We start from the raw sequence: 21,079 nt of genomic DNA, 5'->3' as shown, positions 1-21,079 counted from the left end.
AACTCCCAATTTCCGCTGGACAATAATCGCTCGGGCTGTTTTGTATATACAAAATGAGGGCAAGATGATCTGCGACCGAATCTGGCGAAACGCCACGCTCATGACAATGGCGGATGGTCTGGGGTTAGTGCCTCTGGGCATGGTCGCTGCGCGCGATGGGCGGATCGTCTATGCGGGGCCGGAAGCGGACGCGCCGGCCTTTTCATCGGCGGAGACTGTCGATTGCGAAGGGCGGTTCATTTCGCCCGGTCTGATCGATTGCCACACCCATATCGTTCATGCCGGCGACCGGGCGAACGAGTTCGCGATGCGGTTGCATGGCGCGACTTATGAGGAGATTGCGCGCGCGGGCGGAGGAATCGTGTCGACGATGAAGGCGACGCGCGCAGCGTCCGAGGTGGAACTGCTCGCTTCTGCGCAGCGTCGGGTGGCGGCGCTGGTGGCCGAAGGCGTGACGACGATCGAAGTCAAGTCGGGCTATGGCCTGACGCTGGACGACGAAATGAAGATGCTGCGCGTGGCGCGCGCGCTCGGTCCGGCGGCGGAGGTGACGGTGTGCACGACCCTGTTGGGCGCACATGCGGTGCCGCCCGAATATGTGGGGCTGTCCGACGCCTATATCGATCTGGTGTGCGGGGCGATGATCCCGGCGGCGGCGCAGGCGGGTTTGGCGGATGCGGTCGATGCTTTCTGCGAAGGGATCGGCTTTTCCCCGGAACAGGTAGAGCGCGTCTTTGCGGCAGCGCTGGCCCATGGCCTGCCGGTAAAGCTGCATGCCGAACAATTGTCCCACCTGTCTGGGGCCACGCTGGCCGCGCGGCATGGCGCCCTGTCCGCCGACCATCTGGAACATGCGACGCGCGCCGATATCGCCGCCATGGCACAGGCGGGCACGGTCGCGACCTTGCTGCCGGGCGCTTACTATTTCATGCGCGAAACCCATCGGCCGCCGGTCGAGTGGCTGCGCGAGGCGGGTGTGCCGATCGCGATCGCGACCGATTGCAACCCCGGCACGTCGCCGCTGACCTCCATCCTGCTGGCCGCCAATATGGGCGCGACCCTGTTCGGCCTGACGGTGGAGGAATGTCTGCGCGGCGTGACCGTTCATGCCGCGCGGGCGATCGGCCTGTCGGGCGAGGTCGGCAAGCTGGCGGCGGGCCATGCCTGCGATCTGGCGATCTGGGACATTGGAGATCCCGCCGAGCTGGTCTGTCGCATCGGATTCAACCCCCTGTACAAGAGAGTGAGACACGGACGATGATGCTGACGCCGGGCGCGGTGACGCTGGATCAGTGGAAGCATGTCTATGCCGGCGGGAGCGTGACGCTCGACCCGGCCTGCCTGCCCGCCGTGGCGGAGAGCGCGGCCGCCGTGCGCCGGATATTGGCCAAGGGCGCGCCGGTCTATGGCATCAATACCGGCTTCGGCAAGCTGGCGAGCGTGCGGATCGAGGCGGCGGATCTGGCGACCCTTCAGCGCAATATCGTGCTGAGCCATGCCGCCGGTGTCGGCCCGGCGACGCCCGTGCCGGTCACGCGGCTGATGATGGCGCTCAAGCTGGTGAGCCTGGCGCGCGGCGCGTCTGGCGTCGCGCCGGAGACGGTGCAGATGCTGGAGGCGATGTTGCAACGGGGGCTGACCCCTGTCGTGCCCGCGCAGGGATCGGTCGGCGCGAGCGGCGATCTGGCGCCGCTGGCGCATATGACCGCCGCGATGATCGGCGAGGGGCGGATCGTGCGCGATGGCGTGGAGATGCCCGCCGCGCAGGTGCTGGAAGAGGCAGGGCTGGCCGCGTTGCAGCTTGGCCCCAAGGAAGGGCTGGCGCTGCTCAATGGCACGCAATTTTCGACGGCTTTTGCGCTTGCTGGCCTGATCGAGGCGGAGCGCCTCTATCGGTCGGCGCTGTTGACCGGCGTGCTGTCGACCGAGGCGGCCAAGGGGACGGATGCGCCGTTCGATCCGCGCATCCATGCGCTGCGCGGCCATCGCGGACAGATGGAGACGGCGGACGCGCTGCGGATGCTGATGCAAGGATCGGCCATTCGCGCGTCGCATCGCGAGGATGATCTGCGCGTGCAGGACCCCTATTGCCTGCGCTGCCAGCCGCAGGTGATGGGCGCTGTGCTGGACCTGCTGCGGCAGGCCGGGACGACGCTGCTGACCGAAGCCAATGGCGTGTCTGATAATCCGCTGATCTTCCCTGAAAGCGACGAGGCGCTGTCGGGCGGGAATTTCCATGCCGAACCCGTCGCTTTCGCGGCTGACATGATCGCGATCGCGCTGTGCGAGATCGGATCGATTGCGGAGCGGCGTGTCGCCATGCTGGTCGATCCGACATTGTCTGGCCTGCCCGCTTTCCTGACGCCCAATCCGGGCCTCAATTCGGGTTTCATGATCCCGCAGGTGACGGCGGCGGCGCTGGTGAGCGAGAATAAGCAGCGCGCTTACCCCGCCAGCGTGGATTCGATCCCGACATCGGCCAATCAGGAAGATCATGTGTCGATGGCGGCGCATGGCGCGCGGCGGCTGACGGCGATGGCCGCCAATGTCGACGCGGTGCTGGGGATCGAATTGCTGATGGCGGCGCAGGGGTGCGATTTCCATGCGCCTTTGGCGTCTAGCGCGGCGCTGGAGCAATTGCGCACGATGCTGCGCGGGGTCGTGCCGTTCCTGGAGGACGATCGCCATATGGCGCCCGATCTGGTCGCGGCGACGGATTTGATCGCAAATGGCGCGGTGGCGGCTACGGTCGATGACCTGCCGGGCGTGGTCGCATGACCGCGACCGACTGGCTGCGGGTCGAGCGGCGGGACAGTCCGCTGATTCTGGCGATGCCGCATGTCGGCACATTGCTGCCCATGCCGCAGTCGGACGGGTTTCTGTCGGACTGGCAGGCGCGGCGCGATGCGGACTGGCATATCGACCGGCTCTATGACGGGCTGGCGGAAGCGACGATCGTGGCGACCGGGGTGTCGCGCAGCCTGATCGACGTCAATCGCGATCCGTCGGGCGCGTCGCTCTATCCGGGGCAGGCGACGACGGAGCTGTGCCCGACCACGGATTTCGACGGGGCGCCGCTCTATCGGCCCGATGCTGTGCCCGATGCTGCGGCGATCGCGGATCGGCGTGAGCGCTGGTTCACGCCCTATCATGATGCGCTCCAGAGCGAGATTGAGCGGCTGCGTAAACTCCATAATCGGGTGGTTATCTATGATTGTCATGCGATCCGCAGCCGCATTCCGCGCCTGTTCGACGGGCTGTTGCCGGAACTGAACATCGGCACCAATGGCGGCGCGACCTGCGCGCCCGAATTGCGCGAAGCGATCGTGGTGGCGGCGGCGCAGTCTGGCCGGTCCCATGTGCTGGATGGCCGTTTTCGCGGTGGCTGGACGACGCGCCATTATGGACGGCCGCAGGGCGGCGTGCATGCGATCCAGATGGAAATAGCGCTGCGCGCCTATCTGGATGAACCCGATGGCGATGTGACGGAGGCCGACTGGCCGCCCGCCTATGACCCCGATCGTGCCGCAGCGCTGCGCGGCGATCTGACCCATATTCTTGCCGCAGCGCTTGCTTTCGCGAAAGGACAGACATGAGCCGGATCGACAATAGCCGTATCATCAAGCCCGCCACGGGCACGGAACTGAGCGCCAAAAGCTGGCTGACCGAAGCGCCGTTGCGGATGCTGATGAACAATCTGCATCCCGATGTGGCGGAAAAGCCGGAGGAACTGGTCGTCTATGGCGGCATTGGCCGGGCGGCGCGCGATTGGGAAAGCTATGACCGGATCGTCGAGACGCTGAAGCGGCTGGAGGATGACCAGACATTGCTGATCCAGTCGGGCAAGCCGGTGGGCGTGTTCCGCACCCATGCAGATGCGCCCCGCGTGCTGATTGCCAACAGCAATCTGGTGCCCAAATGGGCCAATTGGGAGCATTTTGCCGAACTGGATCGCAAGGGGCTGGCCATGTACGGCCAGATGACGGCGGGAAGCTGGATCTATATCGGCACGCAGGGGATCGTGCAGGGCACCTATGAGACATTCGTCGAAATGGGGCGCCAGCATTATGGGGGCGACCTGTCGGGCCGCTGGCTGCTGACCGCCGGGCTGGGCGGCATGGGCGGCGCGCAGCCGCTGGCCGCGGTGATGGCGGGCGCGTCCTGCCTTGCGATCGAATGCCAGCCCAGCCGGATCGAGATGCGGTTGCGCACCGGCTATCTGGACCGGGCGACCGACAATCTGGACGAGGCGCTGGATCTGGTGACGAACGCGAAGACGCCTCTGTCCGTCGGCCTGCTGGGCAATGCCGCCGAACTGTTGCCGTTGATCCATGCGCGCGGCGTGCGGCCCGATTTGCTGACCGACCAGACATCGGCGCATGATCCGGTCAATGGCTATCTGCCCGCCGGCTGGACGCTGGACCAGTGGTTTTCCGCGCGGGAAAGCGATCCGGCATCGGTCGCGGCGGCGGCCAAGGCGAGCATGGCGCAACATGTCCGCGCGATGCTGGCCTTTCAGGCGGATGGCGTGCCGACCACCGATTATGGCAATAATATCCGGCAGGTGGCGAAGGATGAGGGGGTGGAGAACGCCTTCGACTTCCCCGGTTTCGTCCCCGCCTATATCCGGCCGCTCTTCTGCCGGGGCGTGGGACCGTTTCGCTGGGCAGCGCTGTCGGGCGACCCGGAGGATATTTATCGCACCGACGCCAAGGTGAAGGAATTGCTGCCGGATAACACGCATCTGCACCGCTGGCTGGACATGGCGCGCGAGCGCATCCAGTTTCAGGGGTTGCCGGCGCGTATCTGCTGGGTGGGGCTGGGCGACCGGCACCGGCTGGGGCTGGCCTTCAACGAGATGGTGGCGAAGGGCGAATTGAAGGCCCCGGTGGTGATCGGCCGCGATCATCTGGACAGCGGATCGGTCGCCTCGCCCAATCGCGAGACGGAGGCGATGCGCGACGGGTCGGATGCGGTGAGCGACTGGCCCTTGCTCAACGCGCTGCTCAACACCGCGTCGGGCGCGACCTGGGTATCGCTGCATCATGGCGGCGGGGTCGGCATGGGCTATTCGCAGCATAGCGGCATGGTGATCGTCGCCGATGGCACGGACGCGGCGGCGCGGCGGCTGGAGCGGGTGCTTTGGAACGATCCGGCGACCGGCGTGATGCGCCATGCCGATGCGGGCTATGCCATCGCGCAGGATTGCGCGCGGGCGCAAGGGCTGGATCTGCCGGCGATCCTGTAATGTCCGAAGTACCGCCGATCGTCAGGCTGCGGGACTGTCCGTCGGTGCCATGGCTGAACGGTGGCGGGACGACCCGGCTGCTGTGGAGCGATGCGGACGGGCAGGACGGTTTCGACCGGCGGATCAGCATTGCGACCATAAAGGCGCCCGGTCCGTTCACGCTGTTGCCGGGCGTCGACCGGTCGCTGCTGCTGTTCGAGGGCGATGGACTGGTACTGGACGTTGACGGGCACCGCCTGTTTTTACAGCCTACCGTGCCGTTGGTCTTTTCCGGGGAGCAGGCGGTGCTTGTTCCGGCGGGTCAGGCGCCCGTCCGGCTACTCAATGTGATGACGCGGCGCGCGCGCTGGACGCACTGGCTGCGTTGTGGCGATGAAAGCGCGGCCGACGCGGACTGCCATGTCCTGCTGGCGGATGGGCCAGCAGGATCGGGCATGGAAGCGGGTGACATGGTCACAGCGGCGAAGGGATTAGCGGTAGCGCATATCGGGTTCCGGCCGCGCAACCTTTCAGAGCGGCGGCGGATCAGCGCCGGACTTCGAAGATAGACATGGGCCTGGCCTGTTTGATGTCGACCGGTGCCGCCAGTTCCCGCTGCAACATGGACAGCATCCAGCTGCGATGGTGGATCAGATAGTCCGAAAAGCCATCGGGCTTGGCCGGATCGAAGGTCGGCACCTGCCAGTCGGCGGGCTGTTCCTGATAGGGGAGGACGGGCTGTCCGACACCGTCTTCGGGCAGGTCGATGTGGCGGCCGAGATAGCTGTTCCCGGCAAAGCGGAAATATTGGGCCGGAGCGAAACCGGGCTGGATCAGGTAATCGGGACCACTGCGTCCGCTTTCCCGGCCATAGCGGGCCGTGCCTGCGACCTTGAAGCTATTATTCTGGACCCGGACATCGCGCGCCCAGCCGTCCCAATTGGTGGCGATCACCATCTGCACGTCCAGCGCCTTGCCGACATGGACGATATTTTTCTCGATCAGCACGTCGGACACATTGCCCGCGATCTGGAAGATGCGGGTGCCGTCGTTGCGGCTGACATTGAAGCGGGCGACGGTGCCGCGATTGCCCAGATTGTCGGTGTCGCTCTGCTTAGGTGAGCAGACGAGCAGGAAACCGCCGGCATTGTCGTGGCTGTAGTTATAGAGAAAGGTGGTGCGCCGCGAATTGAAATCGGAATCGAAGCCCTGCCCGTCATAGCGGGTGCGGGTGTAAGCGGCTTCGTTGAGCTGGATCAGGCTGTTGTCGGTGCTCCATTGCCAGATGCCCGCGCTGTAGCCGGGCGCGCGGCCGCCGGCATAACGCACGATATTATGTTCGATCAGCGTGCCGTCCGTCCCGCGCGGGACGATGCCGTCGCCGCCGATATCCTCGACATAATTGTCGCGGATGACGACATTCTCGCTCGGAAACCAGTTGGCGGACGTGACACGGTCACTGATCCCGGCAATGCCTGACCGGTCGACCCGCCAGACGATGTTGCGTTCGATCGCCAGATCCTGAAAACGGGTGGCGCGTTTCTGACCGATGGCACGGAAGACGATGCCGCCATTATCCTTGCGATCATTGGTGCCGCGCACATCATGCACATACATGTCGGTGATGCGGATACCGCGCGTCACGCCCCGGTCCTGCGCCGACACCAGCACGCCGAAACGCTGGGTAGGGGCGGGGGTGGGCGCGTCGTTCGTCACTTCCAGTCCGCTGACCGTGACATATTCGGCATTTATCACGCCCACCCCATGGGAGGACACGCCGCCTGCATCAATGCGCGGGCGCGGGCCGCCACCGGCCGCCGCGATAGTGATCGGGGCATAGGCCGCGCCGGATCGCGTCAGGGTCAACGGCTCCTTCCAGACCGACCCGGCCGCCAGCATCACCCGGTCGCCCGGCTTCAGCGCAAAATTGCCGACCTGGGCGAGCGATCGCCATGGCCGCTCCGCACTGGTTCCGGCGAAGCGATCGTCGCCTTTTGCAGAATCGACATAATAGGTTTCGGCATGAACGGGAGAAAAAGCGGCGATCAGCGGCACGGTGGCGAGAAGGGATGCTGTTGCAAAGGACTTCAGCAAAGATTCTGTCTCCGGAAAAACGACGGCACAGGCAATTTGGCGGGGTATGCCTGAATGCCGGATGAGTGAAAGACGGTAAAAAAGTCCTTGAAAGGCTTGCCTTATCGTCCGGTCTTTTTCAACATGGCGCCTTCATCCCACATGGAGCAGAAGTTTTGGAGACAGTTTCGATCGTGCTTTTCCTGTTGCTGGCGGTTGTCGTCAGTGGCGCCGTATCGCGCATGGTGCCCATCGCCCTGCCCACGCCGCTGGTCCAGATCGTGCTGGGCGCAGTGATCGGCCTTTCGACGACGCATCGCGTGACGCTCGATCCCGAACTGTTTCTCTTCCTCTTCCTGCCGCCGCTGCTGTTTCTGGATGGGTGGCGCATCCCCAAGGATGAATTGCTCAAGGACGTGTCGACCGTGGTCGAACTGGCACTGGGGCTGGTGCTGATAACGGTGGTAGGCATGGGCTTGTTCATCCACTGGATGATCCCGGCGATGCCGCTGGCGGTCGCCTTCGCACTGGCCGCCGTGGTGTCTCCGACCGACCCGATCGCGGTGTCCGCCATCGCCGCCCGCGTGCCCATCCCCAAGCGAATGATGCATATATTGGAAGGGGAATCGCTGCTCAACGATGCGTCGGGTCTGGTTTGCCTGCGCTTTGCCGTCGCCGCGGCGCTGACCGGCCATTTCGCCCCAGGACCGGCGGTGCTCAACTTCCTTTGGGTGGCCGGCGGCGGGCTGATCATCGGCGTTGTGGTCACACTGGCGGTGACGCGGGCCAAGGCGGCCGTCACCAAGCGCTGGGGCGAGGATACTGGGTCGCAGATTCTGGTCAGCCTGCTGATCCCCTTCGGCTCCTATATGGTGGCCGAACATGTCCATGCGTCGGGCATTTTGGCGGCGGTCAGCGCCGGTGTGACGATGACCTTCGCGGAAATTTCCCGGCAGGCGCTGGCCGAAACGCGGATGCGCCGCAATTCGGTGTGGGACATGGTGCAGTTCACGCTGAACGGCATCATCTTCGTGCTGCTGGGGGAGCAATTGCCTGCGATCCTGTCCGGCGCGAAGCAGACCGTCGCCATGACCGGGCATAGCGCGCCCTGGTGGCTGGCCGTCTATATCCTGGCGATCGTTGCTGGCCTTGCGGCGCTACGTTTCCTGTGGGTGTGGGGATCGCTGAAACTCACCATCCTGCGCAAGCGCAAGGGCGAGGTTTTGCCCCATAGCCCCGACTGGCGCCTGATTGCCGCCATGTCCTTTGCCGGTGTGCGGGGCGCCATCACGCTGGCGGGCGTGCTGACCCTGCCGCTGGTGCTGAATGACGGCACGCCGTTTCCGGCGCGCGATCTGGCGATCTTTCTGGCGGCGGGCGTAATCATCGTCTCGCTGATCGTGGCCAGCATCGCCCTGCCGATCCTGCTGAAGGGCCTGACCATGCCGCCCGAACCGTCGAAACAGGCGGAGGAGGACAAGGCGCGGATCGCCACGGCGCAGGCCGCGATCACGGCGATCGAGCGGCATCAGCATGGTCTGGCCGAGGGCCATGGCGATGCGGACCTTTACGCCCAGGCGGGCGGACGGGTGATGGATCTCTATCGCGAACGGATCGAAGGGCTGGATGAGGAGCAGACCGACCGTGCGCGGGCGCAGGACCGGTTGCTCAGCCAATTTCGTCTGGTCGGCATCAAGGCCGAGCGGGCGGCGCTCAACCAGTTGGTTCGCGCCCGGACCATCGGCAGCCAGACCGCCAAGAAACTGACGCGGGAACTGGACCTGTCGGAAGCGCGGCATCGTGGCTGACAGGTCCAGATGTTCTGCACTTAAGGGCAGGGGTCGGGCATGTCGCGATGCACGGCCTCTATCGCGGCCAGCGCTTCGTCATTCAGGGTGACGCGGACGCTGTCGATATCGGCCTTGAGCTGCGCCTGCGATGTCGCGCCGATGATGGTCGATGTCACGAACGGTCGGCTGTTGACATAGGCCAGCGCCAATTGCGCCGGATCCAGACCATGGGCATGGGCGATGGCGACATAACGGGCCGACGCCGCCGGCTGGCCGGGCAGGTCGTAGCGCACGAACTGACGCGCGACGTCGCGGCGCGACCCGGCCGGAATCTGCCCGCCCAGATATTTGCCGGTCAGATTACCGCCCGCCAGCGGCGAGTAGGCGAGCAGGCTGACATCCTCGCGCAGGGCGAATTCGGACAGGCCATATTCGAAGGTGCGGTTGAGCAGGCTATAGGCATTCTGGATCGACGCGACGCGCGGCAAACCCTGTTCGCGTGACAGGCGCAGATATTCCGACACGCCCCACGGGGTTTCGTTCGATACGCCGAAATGCCGGATCTTGCCCGTCGTCACCAGATCGCCCAGCGCGCCTAGCGTTTCTTCGATCGGCACGGTCTGGTCATTATCGTTCAGGCGCGACAGGCCCCGACCGCCAAAGGACGGCACTGGCCGGTCAGGCCAGTGCACCTGATACAGGTCGATATAGTCGGTTTTCAGTCGGCGCAGACTGTCTTCGACGGCCTGTTCGATATTGCGGCGATCGAGGCGGTTATTGCCATCGCGGAACTTGCGCACCGGGTCGCGGGAAGGACCGGCGACCTTGGTGGCGACGATCATGCGGTCACGCCCGCCCCGACCGGCGATCCAGTTGCCGATATAGGTTTCGGTCAGATATTGTGTGTCCTTGCTAACCGGCGTGACCGGATAGGCTTCTGCCGTGTCGAGGAAGTTCACACCTTCATCAAACGCATAGTCGAGCTGGGCATGGGCTTCCACCTCGCTATTTTGCGATCCCCATGTCATCGTGCCGAGGCAGATCAGGCTGACGTCGATCCCGGTCCGTCCCAGTGGGCGATAGTCCATATACATATCCTCTTTGCCGCAATGGGGGCCATCCATAGCGTCTGGTTGCGCGGCGGAAAGGGGAGGATCGGCGGGTCAGGCGTTTCTCATGGCCTATTGAGGAAATATCGATGTGGTCAGCCGCGCCGCACAAGGAATGAAGCGTCGATATCGGCGATCGAAGCGGCGCCGACTTGCGCCATGGCCAGTTCCAGTTCGGCGCGCAGCATATGGATCATATGGGCGACACCGGCCACGCCCGCCACGGCCAGCGCATGGAGTTGCGGGCGGCCGACCAGCACGGCGCTGGCCCCCAGCGCGATGGCCTTGAGGGCATCGGTGCCGGTGCGAACGCCGCTGTCCAGCAGGATCGGGCATCGGCCGTTGATCCGGGCAGCGATGGCGGGCAGGGCCTCCATCGGCGGGATCAGGCCATCCATCACGCGCCCGCCATGGTTGGAGACGATCAGCCCATCTGCGCCGCGATCCAGCGCCATGGCGGCATCATCCGGAGAAAGGATGCCCTTGATCACGATCGGCAGGCTGGTCTGGCTGCGCAGCCAGTCGATATCGGCCCATGTCGGGGCCGCCTGCGCCAGCGGCGTGCCGAAGACGATATGGCCGCCGGTCGCGCTGCTGGCATGGCGCACCGTTGGCATGGCGCGTAGGTTCGCCGCGTCGACGCCATCGGGCAGGGTGAACTCCGATCGCTTGATCGCCGCATCGATGGTGACGACGAGGATCTGATAGCCTGCCGCTTCGGCCCGCCTGACCAGTTCCAATGTGTGGTCACGGTTGGGCTGAAAATAGAGCTGGAACCAGAGCGGCGGCGTTTCGGCCCGACCCAGCGCCTGCGTTGCGGCAAAGGCGGCCTCGGCAATCTGTTCCAGCTTTATGCTCGACAGGGTGCTGACGATCATGCTGGTATCGAGCGCCGTCGCTGCGCCCATGGTGGCCAGTTCGCCCTCCACATGCACCAGCCGGTGATAGGCGATCGGCGCGAGCAGGATCGGGGCAGCATGGACATGGCCGAACAAGGTCGTGCGGGTGCTGCCTTCGGACAGATCGCGCAGGGCGCGGGGCATCAGGAAGACGCGATCAAACTGCGTCCGGTTGTCGGCCAGCGACTGTTCGGCGCCTGCGCCCGACTGGATATGCGCCCATGTCGCCGTGGCGATATGACCCTCGGCATGTCGCTCATAGTCTGCCAGGGCGCGGATATCGGCCGGGATGGCGGTCAGCGGGGGCAGGGGGTCGGAATCGATCATTTCGGGACTATCGCCTTGGGCAGCATCGCCTTCAACCCTCCGGCCGGGTCCAGATCCAGCTTCCGCCGATCGCCGCCGCGGCGAAGGGGACGAGGAACCAGGGCCAGGGGGAAAAGAGCAGGGCCAGTATCGCGCTGAAGGCGAAGGCGCATAAAGCCGCCTTCTTGCCCTTGCGACTGATCGCGCCGCGCTCTCGCCAGTTGCGGATATGCGGACCGAAATGCTTGTGATCCAGCAGCTTGGCTTCCAGGCGGGGGCTGGACCGGGCGAAGCAGAAGGCGGCCAGGATCATGAACGGCACGGTCGGCAACAGCGGCAGGAAGGCGCCGATCGTCCCCAGCGCGATCGAAGCGAAACCCGCGATAAGATAAAGATGCCGCCGCATGCTGCTCCTGTTCGGGCAGGGCAAGATGCGACCGCCTATGCTATTGCTTCGCAGCTGCGCGGTGGGATGGCAAGGTGGATGTGCGAGATGCGGAGGTCGGGATGGGTGGGACGCATGTTGGAAATGTCGCGCTTAACTTCGCATGTTTCCCGCAAGTTTTGATATTTTGGAACAGAAGTTGGAAATATTGTTACGGGAGGTGGCGGGCGGACAAACATGAAGCGGAGAGTAGCCGGAGATAGTTAAATAGGACAGGTCGAGGGCTGATTTGGGTCGATGGCGGACGGTCTGCTTTTCTTAGCCCCTCCCCTGAAGGGGAGGGGCTAAAGATGACCGGAACCCCTAAGCGGCAGGCAGCCGCAACCGCACCAGCAGGCCGCCCAGATCTTCGCTTTCTTCCAGCATGACCGACCCGCCGTAGATTTCCGCCACGTCGCGCACGATGGCGAGGCCGAGACCGGTGCCGGGCTTGCCCGAATCGAGGCGCACGCCACGGTCGAAGATGCGGACGCGGTCCGCTTCGGGGATGCCCATGCCGTCATCCTCCACCTGTATCTCGACCATGCCACCCGTGCGCGCCACTACCGTCGCAAAGACGCTGCCGCCGCCATATTTGGCCGCGTTTTCGATCAGGTTGCCGAGCATTTCATCCAGATCCTGTCTTTCGACGCGGACGGCGGCGTCCTTGTCGCCATCCATGTCGACGCGGGCTTCGGGATAGAGGCGCTGGACGGCGCGCTCGACGGCGGTGAGGCTGGCCCAGACTTCCGCGCGGCTCTGTGCCGCGCCGCGGCGGCCGACGGCGCGGGCGCGGGCGAGGTGATGGTCGACCTGCCGCCGCATCGTCGTCGCCTCGCGGATCACCGCATCGCCCAGGTCCGGGGCCTGCGCGGTGGCGGCATTCATGATCACGGTCAGCGGCGTCTTGAGCGCATGGGCGAGGTTGCCGGCATGGGTGCGCGCTTCCTCCGCCTGCCGCTCATTATGGGCGAGCAGGGCGTTCAGCTCCTCGACCATGGGCAGGACTTCGGCGGGCATCGCTTCGGTCACGCGGCTCTTTTCGCCGCCGCGCATCTTGATGATCTCCAGCCGCACCTTGCGCAGCGGTCGCAGCCCGTAAATGGTCTGGATCGTGGCGAGGACGAACAGGCCAAGCGCCAGCAGCGCGAAGCTGTTGAACAGGGTCGTCCGCAGCGTCTTGATCTGCGCGTCCAGCCCTTCGCGCGCCTGCGCCACCATGAACAGCCAGCGCGTGTTGGAGCCGGGCAGCAGCACCGTGCGCTCCATGATGCGCAGATCCTCGCCCGGAAACTGCTTGCTGTTATAGACGTGAAGCTGCCGGTCATGATGTTCGGCCGGGGCCTTCAATGCCCGGTCCCATAGCGAACGGGAGCGCCAGTCCTCATGCCCCTTGGCGCTGATCTGGTAATAAAGGCCGCTATTGGGTTCCAGAAAGCGCTGGTCGGCCAGTTCGCGGTTGAACAGCACTTCGCCGTCCGGCCCGATTTCCGACGCGGCGATCATCGCGGTCAGCACATAATTCATGCCGTCGTCGAAATTGCGCGTGATCGCATCCGACAGCACCCGGTCCAGCGCCACGCCCCCGCCGATCAGCAGTACGCTGATCCACAGCGCGGCAATGCCGATCATCCGCCGGCTTATCGAGCCGGTGGAGCGGACGGGGGGAGGGGATGCGGGGTCTGTCACTAAAGGCCGTTCGCCCTGAGTAGCCACTGAGCGAAGTCGAAGTGGCGTATCGAAGGGTTCGTGCGAGATGCTTCGATACGGGCCTTCGACTTCGCTCAGACCCTACTCAGCACGAACGGTGATTTTTACCGCCCCGGCTCGTCCAGGCTGTACCCCAGGCCGCGGATGGTGGTGATGACGTCGGCACCCAATTTCTTGCGGATGCGCGTCACGAATACTTCGATCGTGTTGGAATCGCGGTCGAAATCCTGATCGTAAATATGTTCGATCAATTCGGTGCGGCTGACCACCTTGCCCTTGTGATGGAGCAGGTAGGAGAGCAGCTTATATTCCTGCGCGGTCAACTTTACCGGGTCGCCCTTCAGCGTCACCTTGCCCGAACGGGTGTCGAGCCGCACGTCGCCGGCGATCAGTTCGCTCGATGCATTGCCCGACGCACGACGGATGAGCGCGCGCAGGCGGGCGATCAGTTCCTCGCTCTGGAAGGGCTTGGCCAGATAATCGTCGGCGCCCGCGTCCAGCCCGGCCACCTTGTCCGACCAGCTATCGCGCGCGGTAAGGACCAGCACGGGGAAGCTCTTCCCTTCCTTGCGCCAGCGGTCCAGCACGGTCAGGCCGTCGATCGTGGGCAGGCCAAGATCCAGCACGACCGCGTCATAGCTTTCGGTGGAGCCCAGGAAATGCCCGTCCTCGCCATCGGTGGCGAGGTCCACGGCATAGCCCGCGCCCTCCAGCGTGTTCCTGAGCTGCTGGCCCAGATTCGGTTCATCCTCGACGATCAGCAGACGCATGGGGCGGGTTCCGTTTTGTTATAAATCTGTTGAAAGGCGCGCCGGTTCAGCGCGCCATGCCGATGATATCGCCTGTCCGGCCGTCGGCATCAACCCACATCACCTTGCCGTCCTTCACATATTTCAGGCGGTATCGGTTGGCGGAGGGGTTGAATTCGCTGCCGACATAGGTGGCGCCGTTCACGGCCGCGTCGACCCGGCGCTTGATCATGGCAAAGGGCATGACCTGTCCGTCCAGCATCGCCCGGCGCGCGGCATCCTGTTCGTCACGGCGATTGCCGGCGTCGGCGGCGGGCGCCATCAGGGCCATGGCAAGTGCGGCCGTGATCGCCGGTGTCAGAAAGCGAGTCAGGCTCTTCCTCTTCATCATCATGGGCATGGCATAGGCGAATGGCATTGAACAGGTGGTGAATGAGGGGAAATTAGCTAATCAATCCGTCATCCCAGCGAATGCTGGGATCTCACTTCTACTTTGTCTCGACGCAGAAAGAAGAGAGATCCCAGCTTCCGCTGGGATGACGGAGGAAGGGGCAGGCTTATTTTTCCAGCGCGTACTGGACCGTCAGCGTGACCGATGCGCTGACCTGGCCGGGTTCGACCGGGGTGACGGGGGCGGCATCCGCCTTGAAACGAGCGGTCATCGCCATCGGCATGGGCGGCTGGCCACCGCTGTTGCTTTCGCTGATCGCCACCAGCCGGGCCGAGCGATAGCCCGCCGCCTGCGCATAGAAATCGGCCTGCGCCTTCGCGCTCTTGATCGCGGTGCCGCGCGCCTGGACGATCAGCGGCGACGGGTCGTCGATCGAGAAGGTCGGCCCGTTGATATTGGTCGCCCCTGCCGCGACGAAGGCGTCGAGCGAGGCGCCGACCTTCTTGATGTCGCGCAGCTTCACCGTCAGCTGGTTGGAGGCTTCATAGCCGATGAAGCGCGGGCCATCGGCCTTCCCGTCCTGATTGCTGTAATCATATTGGGCGGACAGGTTGATGCCGCTGGTCTGGATATCCTTCTTGGCGATCCCGGCCTTGGCAAGGGCGGCGATCAGCTTTTCGGTCTTGGCGGCATTATCCTGCATGGCGGCCTGCGCGGTCATGGCGCGGGTCTGGACGCCGGTGCCGACGGTGGCGATATCGGGCGCGGCTTCGACGCTTTCCGTGACGTTCAGCGTCACGATCGGCGCCGTCTCTGCGATGGTGACGCTGGTCTGCGCGATAGCGGCCACGGGAAGCGTGGCGGCGCCGAGCGCCATCAGGGCGAGAGCGGATTTCATGGACGTTTCTCCTCTATATGTCCTGCACCCATTTTGGCCGGGGTGCGATGAACGGACGCTGTGCAGCGTTGAAAGCCGTCCGACAGCTTTCGGGTTCCGCTCTTGCTCTGAAGGATGACAGCGCCTAGCTGCACCTTCATGGCAGCTCCTATTCTCTCGTTCGAAAATCTTGGCCTCTCGCAGGGTTCGCACTGGCTTTTCCGTGGCCTCAATATCGCCGTCGGGGCGAAGGATCGGCTGGCGCTGATCGGGCGCAATGGCGTGGGCAAGACGACCTTGCTGAAATTGCTGGGCGGACAGATTGAGGCGGACGAGGGCGTGCGGTCGGTGCAGCCGGGCGCGCGGGTCATCACGCTGGAGCAGGACCCGGACGTCACGCCGTTCAAGACGCTGCATGATTTTGCGCTGGCCGGTGAGTTTGCGCCGCCTGCGCATGAGGTGGAGGCGATCGCCGATCAGTTGGGCATCGACCTGAGCCGGGAAGCCAAGACGGCGAGTGGCGGTGAGCGCCGCCGTGCCGCGATCGCCCGCGCGCTGGCGAGCGAGCCGGACCTGCTGTTGCTGGACGAACCGACCAACCATCTGGATATCGCCGCGATCGACTGGATCGAGAATTGGATGGCGCGTTATAGTGGCGCCTTCATCGTTATCAGCCATGACCGCGCCTTCCTGACGCGGCTGACGCGCCAGACATTGTGGCTCGACCGGGGCCAGATGCGGCGGAATGAGATTGGTTTCGGTGGCTTCGAGCAGTGGATGGAAGCCGTCTATGCCGAAGAGGCGCGGGCGGCGGAGAAGCTGGACGCGAAGCTGAAGATCGAGGCGCACTGGCTGGAGCGTGGCGTCACCGCCCGGCGCAAGCGTAATCAGGGACGCCTGTCCAAACTGTGGGAAATGCGCGAACAGCGGGCCGCGATGCAGGGGCCGCAGGGCACCGCCAAGATCGCGGTCGCCAGCGACGACAGCAAGACCAAGAGCGTCATCAAGGCGGAACATGTCACGAAAAAATTCGGGGATCGCACGATCATCGACGACCTGTCGCTGCGAGTGCAGCGCGGCGATCGGATCGGCATCGTCGGCGGCAATGGCGCGGGCAAGTCGACGCTGCTCAAGCTGCTGACCGGCGCGCTGGAGCCGGACATTGGCAGCGTGACGCTGGCCAAGACGCTGGACATGATCTTCATCGACCAGCAGCGCAGCCTGATGCAGGGCGACAAGTCGGTCCGCGATGTTCTGGCCGAAGGGGGGGACTGGATCGACGTGCGCGGTGTGCGCAAGCATATCCATGGCTATCTGAAGGAGTTTCTGTTCGACCCGAGCCTTGCAGAGGCGAAGGTGGCGACGCTGTCCGGCGGCGAGCGGTCGCGGCTCTTGTTCGCGCGCGAATTTGCGCGGGAATCCAACCTGCTGGTGCTGGACGAACCGACCAACGATCTCGACCTCGAAACGCTCGACCTGTTGCAGGAAGTGATCGCCGATTATGACGGTACGGTGCTGATCGTCAGCCATGATCGCGATTTCCTGGATCGCACGGTGACGGTGACTTTGGGGCTGGATGGCACCGGGGTCGTTGATGTGATCGTGGGCGGCTATGCCGACTGGATCGCCAAGCGCGATCCGCGCAAGGCCGCGAAGATCGAGAAGAAAGAGGCCGCGCTGCCCCCGCCGCCCAAGCCGGTTTCCGCCAAGCTGACATATAAGGATCAGCGCGATCTGGACCTGTTGCCCAAGCGGATCGAGGAACTGGAAACGGCGATCGCGCGGGATGAGGAGGCCTTGGCTGATCCTGCGCTCTATACCAAGGATCCCAAGAAGTTCGCGGCGCTGACCGGGGCTATCGAAAAAGCGCGGGCGGAGAAGGATGCGGCCGAGGAACGCTGGCTGGAACTGGCGGAGAAGGCGGAAGGGCTGGCCGGGTAAAATCATGGCGGACACCGATCGCGACTGGCGCAAATGGGCGGAAACCGACCCCTATTATAGCGTGGCCGCCGCGCCGGAATTCCGCCGCGATCGGGTCGATATCGACGCCTTTCTCTATACGGGCGAGGCCTATATCGTGCAGCGTCTGGCGATGCTGGAGCGGCAACTGGGCGTGATTGCCCGCCACCGGGTGCTCGATTTCGGCTGTGGGGTGGGGCGGATCGCCCTGCCGATGGCGATGCTGTTCGATGAGGTGGTCGGGCTGGATGTCGCTCCGGCGATGCTGGCGGAGGCGGAGCGGCTGAAACAGCGGCAGGATGCGGGCAATGCGCATTTTGCCTTGTCCGACGATGCGCTTAGTGCGGCAGACGGCCGCTATGACTTCGTGCACAGCTATATCGTGTTTCAGCATATTCCGGTCGCCCGTGGCCTGCCGCTGATCGGGCTGCTGCTGGATCGGGTGGCGATCGGCGGCATTGCCAGTATCCATGTCGCGCTGCGCCGGGGGGATACGCCCTGGCGGGCGGCTTTCTACAAAGCGCGGACCCGCATTCCGGGCTTCCAGAAGTTGGTCCACTGGCTGCGCGGCAAGCCGTCGGGTGAACCGATGATGCAGATGAACGAATATCCGGTGTCGGCGATCTTTGCGATGATGCAGCAACGCGGTTTCGGGCAGGCGATAGTGGATATGGAGCGGCATGGACGTTTCCTGACCATGCATATTGCCGCTCGTCGGAACGGGATGCAGGAACAGGACGGATGACCGACAGCGCGAAAATTCCCCATCATGCGGTCCATTATGTCAACCGGGTCGGCTGGTTGCGCGCCGCGGTGCTGGGGGCCAATGACGGGATCGTGTCGACCGCCAGCCTGATGACCGGCATCGCCGCGTCGGGCGCTTCCGGGCAGTCGATCCTGTTGTCCGGCGTGGCGGCTCTGGTGGCGGGCGCCATGTCAATGGCGGCGGGCGAATATGTCTCCGTCAGTGCGCAATCCGATACCGAACGCGCGGACCTTGCCAAGGAGGCGAAGGCGCTGCGCAGCCAGCCGCATGCCGAATGGGTGGAATTGCGCGATATCTATGTCGATCGCGGCCTGGCACCCGATTTGGCGGGGCAGGTGGCGGAACAGTTGATGGCGGCCGATGCGCTGGGCGCGCATGCGCGCGACGAACTGGGTATTTCCGATCTGGCGACCGCGCGACCGGTGCAGGCGGCGATGGCATCGGCCGCCAGCTTCGCCGTGGGCGCCGCGCCGCCGGTGCTGGCCGCTGCGATCGCGCCGTCCGGCCATGCCATAGTCGCGATCGTCGGCGCCTGCCTCCTTTGTCTGGCGTTGCTTGGCCATGTCGGGGCCAGGCTGGGCGGGGCGAAGCCGTTGCGATCGATCGTCCGCACCCTGTTCTGGGGCGTGCTGGCGATGACTGTGACGGCGGGCGCGGGGCATCTTTTCGGCGCGGTGATATGAAGGCAGATTTCGCGCGCAAGTCATTCAAGGGAGACGCAAAATGACCGATATCCAGCAGATTCCGCTCAAGACGATCAAGGGTGCCGACGCCAGCCTGGGCGATTATGCGGGCAAGGTGGTGCTGGCGGTCAATGTCGCCTCCAAATGCGGGCTGACGCCGCAATATGAGGGGCTGGAAAAGCTCTACGCCGATTATAAGGACAAGGGGCTGGTCGTCGCCGGCTTCCCCGCCAATGATTTTGCGGGCCAGGAGCCGGGCGACAATGACGAGATCGCGACCTTCTGCACCACCAATTTCGGTGTCGACTTCCCGATGTTCGAAAAGATCGTCGTTACCGGACCGGAGAAGCACCCGCTCTATGCCGCGCTGACCAGCGCTGTGCCCGAAGCGCAGGGAGAGGGCGATGCCTTTCGCGAAAAGCTGAAAGGCTTTGGTATGACGCCCAATCCGGTGCCCGAAGTCCTGTGGAATTTCGAAAAGTTCGTCATCGCAAAGGATGGCAGCGTGGCCGCGCGCTTTGCGCCGACCACCGCGCCCGATGACGCCGCGCTGGTTGCCGCGATCGAAGCGGAATTGTCCAAGTGATAGTGGGGCGCTTGATTGCCGCCGCCCTTTTGCTGGGCGGATCGTCGGTTGCCCATGCGGCGCTCAGCCCGGCCGAGCACAAGATCAGTGCTACGGTTGAGGCGGGCTATGAGCCCGCCGTCGCCTTGCTGGAAAAGATCGTCAACCAGAATAGCGGATCGATGAATCTGGCGGGGGTGAAGGCGGTCGCCGACATGCTGCGCCCGGAATATGAGGCGCTGGGCTTCTCCGTTAGCTGGGTGCCGATGGATGCCGCCAAGCGCGCGGGCCATCTGGTCGCGGTGCACAAGGGCAAGGCCGGCAGCACGAAGATGCTGCTGATCGGGCATCTGGATACGGTGTTCGAACCGGACTCCCCCTTCCAGACGTTCAAGCGGGATGGCGATTTCGCTTCCGGCCCCGGCGTGTCGGACGACAAGGGCGGCGTGGCGACGATGATCCTGGCGCTCAAGGCCATGCAGGCGGCCGGCACGCTGAAGAACGCCAATATCGAAGTCGTGCTGACCGGGGACGAGGAGGATGCGGGCGATCCCGTCTCCATCTCGCGGGCCGATCTGGTCGCGGCGGGCAAGCGGGCCGATGTGGCGCTCGATTTCGAGGGGTTGAGCCAGGAAAATGGCCAGGATATGGGATCGATCGCCCGGCGTTCCTCCAATAGCTGGACGCTGACGACCACGGGCAAGTCGGGCCATAGCTCCGGCATCTTCTCCGAAAAGGCAGGCGATGGCGCCATTTATGAACTGGCCCGCATCATCGTGGCGTTTCGCAAGGAATTGCCCGAACCCAATCTGACCTTCAATGTCGGCCTGATCGGTGGCGGCCAGAGCGCCGATGTCGACAAGGATGGCGTGCGCATCGCGGTGACGGGCAAGACCAATATCATCCCGCCGATCGCGGTGGCGAAGGGCGACTTCCGCACGCTGAGCGAAGAGCAGACGAAGCGGGTGCAGGCCAAGATGCAGGCGATCGTCGACAGCGGCCATCTGAATGGCACATCGGCCAGCATCGCCTTTGACCTGGGCTATCCGTCGATGGCGCCGACCGAGGGGAACAAGGCGCTGCTGGTGAAGCTGAACGGTATCAACCGTGATCTGGGCCTGCCCGAAATGCCCGCGCTCGATCCGCTGAAGCGCGGGGCGGGGGATATCGCCTTCGTCGCGGCGGATACGGACGGGCTGGTGGGCCTTGGCCTTGCCTCCAGCGGCGATCACAGCCCGGCGGAAAAGGCGGACCTGTCCACCATGAAGCGTCAGGCCAAGCGGGCTGCCATGCTGATGACCCGGCTGTCGGCGGAGAAGGGGCGGAAGTAAGGGGGCAATCCCGTCAAACCCCGTTCGTGCTGAGTAGGGGCTGAGCGAAGTCGAAGACCCGTATCGAAGCATCAAACGCAGCGCGATATCCTTCGATACGCCATTTCGACTTCGCTCAATGGCTACTCAGCAACCGTGTTGATGTGTCAAGTTATCTGTTGCCACTGGGATTTGGATTGCAGGACGGCATTGGCGGTGACGATGAGTTTTCGCATGGCGG

General features: G+C 64.3%; 19 protein-coding genes. 11 read left to right on the top strand and 8 right to left on the bottom strand.

The genetic code is table 11. The features are described from left to right. The first annotated feature begins 64 nt into the window (after positions 1 to 64). Genes hutI through BMY84_RS09670 form a run of 5 tightly spaced genes read left to right on the top strand, consistent with a single transcriptional unit; the run spans position 65 to position 5,796 of the window. Positions 65 to 1,261, top strand: coding sequence for an imidazolonepropionase (hutI, locus tag BMY84_RS09690; RefSeq protein WP_093083457.1), 1,197 nt, complete (start codon positions 65 to 67; stop codon positions 1,259 to 1,261). Continuing rightward, positions 1,258 to 2,778, top strand: coding sequence for a histidine ammonia-lyase (hutH, locus tag BMY84_RS09685; RefSeq protein ID WP_093083455.1), 1,521 nt, complete (start codon positions 1,258 to 1,260; stop codon positions 2,776 to 2,778). Before hutI ends, hutH begins: the two co-directional genes overlap by 4 nt. After that, complete coding sequence (gene hutG / locus BMY84_RS09680) at positions 2,775 to 3,596, top strand: N-formylglutamate deformylase (RefSeq protein WP_093083454.1); 822 nt, start codon at positions 2,775 to 2,777, stop codon at positions 3,594 to 3,596. The genes hutH and hutG overlap by 4 nt, the downstream gene beginning before the upstream one ends. Continuing rightward, positions 3,593 to 5,248: a urocanate hydratase gene (hutU, locus tag BMY84_RS09675; protein WP_093083452.1), complete on the top strand. Its 1,656-nt coding sequence runs from the start codon at positions 3,593 to 3,595 to the stop codon at positions 5,246 to 5,248. Before hutG ends, hutU begins: the two co-directional genes overlap by 4 nt. After that, the gene (locus BMY84_RS09670) at positions 5,248 to 5,796 is read left to right on the top strand and encodes a HutD/Ves family protein (RefSeq protein ID WP_093083451.1); all 549 of its coding nucleotides are present in this window, start codon (positions 5,248 to 5,250) and stop codon (positions 5,794 to 5,796) included. The genes hutU and BMY84_RS09670 overlap by 1 nt, the downstream gene beginning before the upstream one ends. Here BMY84_RS09670 and BMY84_RS09665 read toward each other — a convergent pair. After that, entirely contained in the window at positions 5,774 to 7,321 is a 1,548-nt protein-coding gene (locus BMY84_RS09665; RefSeq protein WP_093083449.1) for a right-handed parallel beta-helix repeat-containing protein, read from the bottom strand. The genes BMY84_RS09670 and BMY84_RS09665 overlap by 23 nt on opposite strands. A 155-nt stretch (positions 7,322 to 7,476) precedes the next feature. Between BMY84_RS09665 and BMY84_RS09660 the strand changes: the two genes are divergently transcribed. Further along, positions 7,477 to 9,108, top strand: a complete 1,632-nt coding sequence (locus BMY84_RS09660; protein ID WP_093083448.1) for a Na+/H+ antiporter — start codon at positions 7,477 to 7,479, stop codon at positions 9,106 to 9,108. 20 nt (positions 9,109 to 9,128) lie between these two features. Here BMY84_RS09660 and BMY84_RS09655 read toward each other — a convergent pair whose 3' ends face one another. The 7 genes from BMY84_RS09655 to BMY84_RS09625 all read right to left on the bottom strand — a co-directional run bounded on the left by BMY84_RS09655 (position 9,129) and on the right by BMY84_RS09625 (position 15,576). Beyond that, a complete protein-coding gene (locus BMY84_RS09655) occupies positions 9,129 to 10,178 on the bottom strand; it encodes an NADP(H)-dependent aldo-keto reductase (RefSeq protein ID WP_093083718.1) in 1,050 nt (349 codons plus the stop codon). Positions 10,179 to 10,294: 116 nt separating this feature from the next. Next, the gene (locus BMY84_RS09650; RefSeq protein ID WP_093083446.1) at positions 10,295 to 11,425 is read right to left on the bottom strand and encodes an alpha-hydroxy acid oxidase; all 1,131 of its coding nucleotides are present in this window, start codon (positions 11,423 to 11,425) and stop codon (positions 10,295 to 10,297) included. Positions 11,426 to 11,456: 31 nt separating this feature from the next. Next, positions 11,457 to 11,810, bottom strand: a complete 354-nt coding sequence (locus BMY84_RS09645; RefSeq protein WP_093083445.1) for a YbaN family protein — start codon at positions 11,808 to 11,810, stop codon at positions 11,457 to 11,459. A 342-nt stretch (positions 11,811 to 12,152) separates the two neighbouring features. Beyond that, positions 12,153 to 13,460 (bottom strand): sensor histidine kinase, encoded by a 1,308-nt coding sequence (locus BMY84_RS09640; RefSeq protein ID WP_093083443.1) that lies wholly within the window; start codon positions 13,458 to 13,460, stop codon positions 12,153 to 12,155. A gap of 182 nt (positions 13,461 to 13,642) precedes the next feature. Then, complete coding sequence (locus BMY84_RS09635) at positions 13,643 to 14,308, bottom strand: response regulator transcription factor (RefSeq protein WP_093083441.1); 666 nt, start codon at positions 14,306 to 14,308, stop codon at positions 13,643 to 13,645. A 46-nt stretch (positions 14,309 to 14,354) separates the two neighbouring features. Then, on the bottom strand, positions 14,355 to 14,705 hold the full coding sequence (locus tag BMY84_RS09630) for a hypothetical protein (protein ID WP_093083440.1): 351 nt from the start codon (positions 14,703 to 14,705) through the stop codon (positions 14,355 to 14,357). Between the two features lie 139 nt (positions 14,706 to 14,844). Continuing rightward, positions 14,845 to 15,576, bottom strand: coding sequence for an SIMPL domain-containing protein (locus tag BMY84_RS09625; protein WP_093083438.1), 732 nt, complete (start codon positions 15,574 to 15,576; stop codon positions 14,845 to 14,847). Positions 15,577 to 15,714: 138 nt separating this feature from the next. Here BMY84_RS09625 and BMY84_RS09620 point away from each other — a divergent pair, with 138 nt between their 5' ends. The 5 genes from BMY84_RS09620 to BMY84_RS09600 are packed head-to-tail and all read left to right on the top strand — an operon-like array spanning position 15,715 to position 20,859. After that, entirely contained in the window at positions 15,715 to 17,496 is a 1,782-nt protein-coding gene (locus BMY84_RS09620; RefSeq protein ID WP_093083436.1) for an ABC-F family ATP-binding cassette domain-containing protein, read from the top strand. Between the two features lie 4 nt (positions 17,497 to 17,500). Further along, a complete protein-coding gene (locus BMY84_RS09615) occupies positions 17,501 to 18,259 on the top strand; it encodes a class I SAM-dependent methyltransferase (protein ID WP_177203970.1) in 759 nt (252 codons plus the stop codon). After that, on the top strand, positions 18,256 to 18,963 hold the full coding sequence (locus tag BMY84_RS09610) for a VIT1/CCC1 transporter family protein (protein ID WP_093083433.1): 708 nt from the start codon (positions 18,256 to 18,258) through the stop codon (positions 18,961 to 18,963). Before BMY84_RS09615 ends, BMY84_RS09610 begins: the two co-directional genes overlap by 4 nt. Positions 18,964 to 19,003: 40 nt before the next feature. After that, positions 19,004 to 19,549, top strand: a complete 546-nt coding sequence (locus BMY84_RS09605) for a glutathione peroxidase (RefSeq protein ID WP_093083431.1) — start codon at positions 19,004 to 19,006, stop codon at positions 19,547 to 19,549. Next, on the top strand, positions 19,549 to 20,859 hold the full coding sequence (locus tag BMY84_RS09600; RefSeq protein ID WP_093083716.1) for a M20/M25/M40 family metallo-hydrolase: 1,311 nt from the start codon (positions 19,549 to 19,551) through the stop codon (positions 20,857 to 20,859). Before BMY84_RS09605 ends, BMY84_RS09600 begins: the two co-directional genes overlap by 1 nt. Positions 20,860 to 21,079: the final 220 nt, after the last annotated feature.

It is taken from the genome of Sphingobium sp. AP50, from assembly GCF_900109095.1.
In the GTDB taxonomy this organism is placed as follows: domain Bacteria; phylum Pseudomonadota; class Alphaproteobacteria; order Sphingomonadales; family Sphingomonadaceae; genus Sphingobium.
This window is presented reverse-complemented; position numbering and strand designations above follow the sequence as displayed.

What these genes read in the sequence shown, in the direction of transcription:
- BMY84_RS09610 (WP_093083433.1), top strand. Translation starts at nt 18,256, where the DNA reads ATGACCGACAGCGCGAAAATTCCCCATCATGCGGTCCATTATGTCAAC.
- BMY84_RS09650 (WP_093083446.1), bottom strand. Translation starts at nt 11,425, where the DNA reads ATGATCGATTCCGACCCCCTGCCCCCGCTGACCGCCATCCCGGCCGAT.
- BMY84_RS09635 (WP_093083441.1), bottom strand. Translation starts at nt 14,308, where the DNA reads ATGCGTCTGCTGATCGTCGAGGATGAACCGAATCTGGGCCAGCAGCTC.
- BMY84_RS09615 (WP_177203970.1), top strand. Translation starts at nt 17,501, where the DNA reads ATGGCGGACACCGATCGCGACTGGCGCAAATGGGCGGAAACCGACCCC.
- hutH (WP_093083455.1), top strand. Translation starts at nt 1,258, where the DNA reads ATGATGCTGACGCCGGGCGCGGTGACGCTGGATCAGTGGAAGCATGTC.
- BMY84_RS09620 (WP_093083436.1), top strand. Translation starts at nt 15,715, where the DNA reads ATGGCAGCTCCTATTCTCTCGTTCGAAAATCTTGGCCTCTCGCAGGGT.
- BMY84_RS09655 (WP_093083718.1), bottom strand. Translation starts at nt 10,178, where the DNA reads ATGGACTATCGCCCACTGGGACGGACCGGGATCGACGTCAGCCTGATC.
- hutI (WP_093083457.1), top strand. Translation starts at nt 65, where the DNA reads ATGATCTGCGACCGAATCTGGCGAAACGCCACGCTCATGACAATGGCG.
- BMY84_RS09630 (WP_093083440.1), bottom strand. Translation starts at nt 14,705, where the DNA reads ATGCCATTCGCCTATGCCATGCCCATGATGATGAAGAGGAAGAGCCTG.
- hutU (WP_093083452.1), top strand. Translation starts at nt 3,593, where the DNA reads ATGAGCCGGATCGACAATAGCCGTATCATCAAGCCCGCCACGGGCACG.
- BMY84_RS09625 (WP_093083438.1), bottom strand. Translation starts at nt 15,576, where the DNA reads ATGAAATCCGCTCTCGCCCTGATGGCGCTCGGCGCCGCCACGCTTCCC.
- BMY84_RS09640 (WP_093083443.1), bottom strand. Translation starts at nt 13,460, where the DNA reads ATGATCGGCATTGCCGCGCTGTGGATCAGCGTACTGCTGATCGGCGGG.
- BMY84_RS09645 (WP_093083445.1), bottom strand. Translation starts at nt 11,810, where the DNA reads ATGCGGCGGCATCTTTATCTTATCGCGGGTTTCGCTTCGATCGCGCTG.
- BMY84_RS09670 (WP_093083451.1), top strand. Translation starts at nt 5,248, where the DNA reads ATGTCCGAAGTACCGCCGATCGTCAGGCTGCGGGACTGTCCGTCGGTG.
- BMY84_RS09605 (WP_093083431.1), top strand. Translation starts at nt 19,004, where the DNA reads ATGACCGATATCCAGCAGATTCCGCTCAAGACGATCAAGGGTGCCGAC.
- hutG (WP_093083454.1), top strand. Translation starts at nt 2,775, where the DNA reads ATGACCGCGACCGACTGGCTGCGGGTCGAGCGGCGGGACAGTCCGCTG.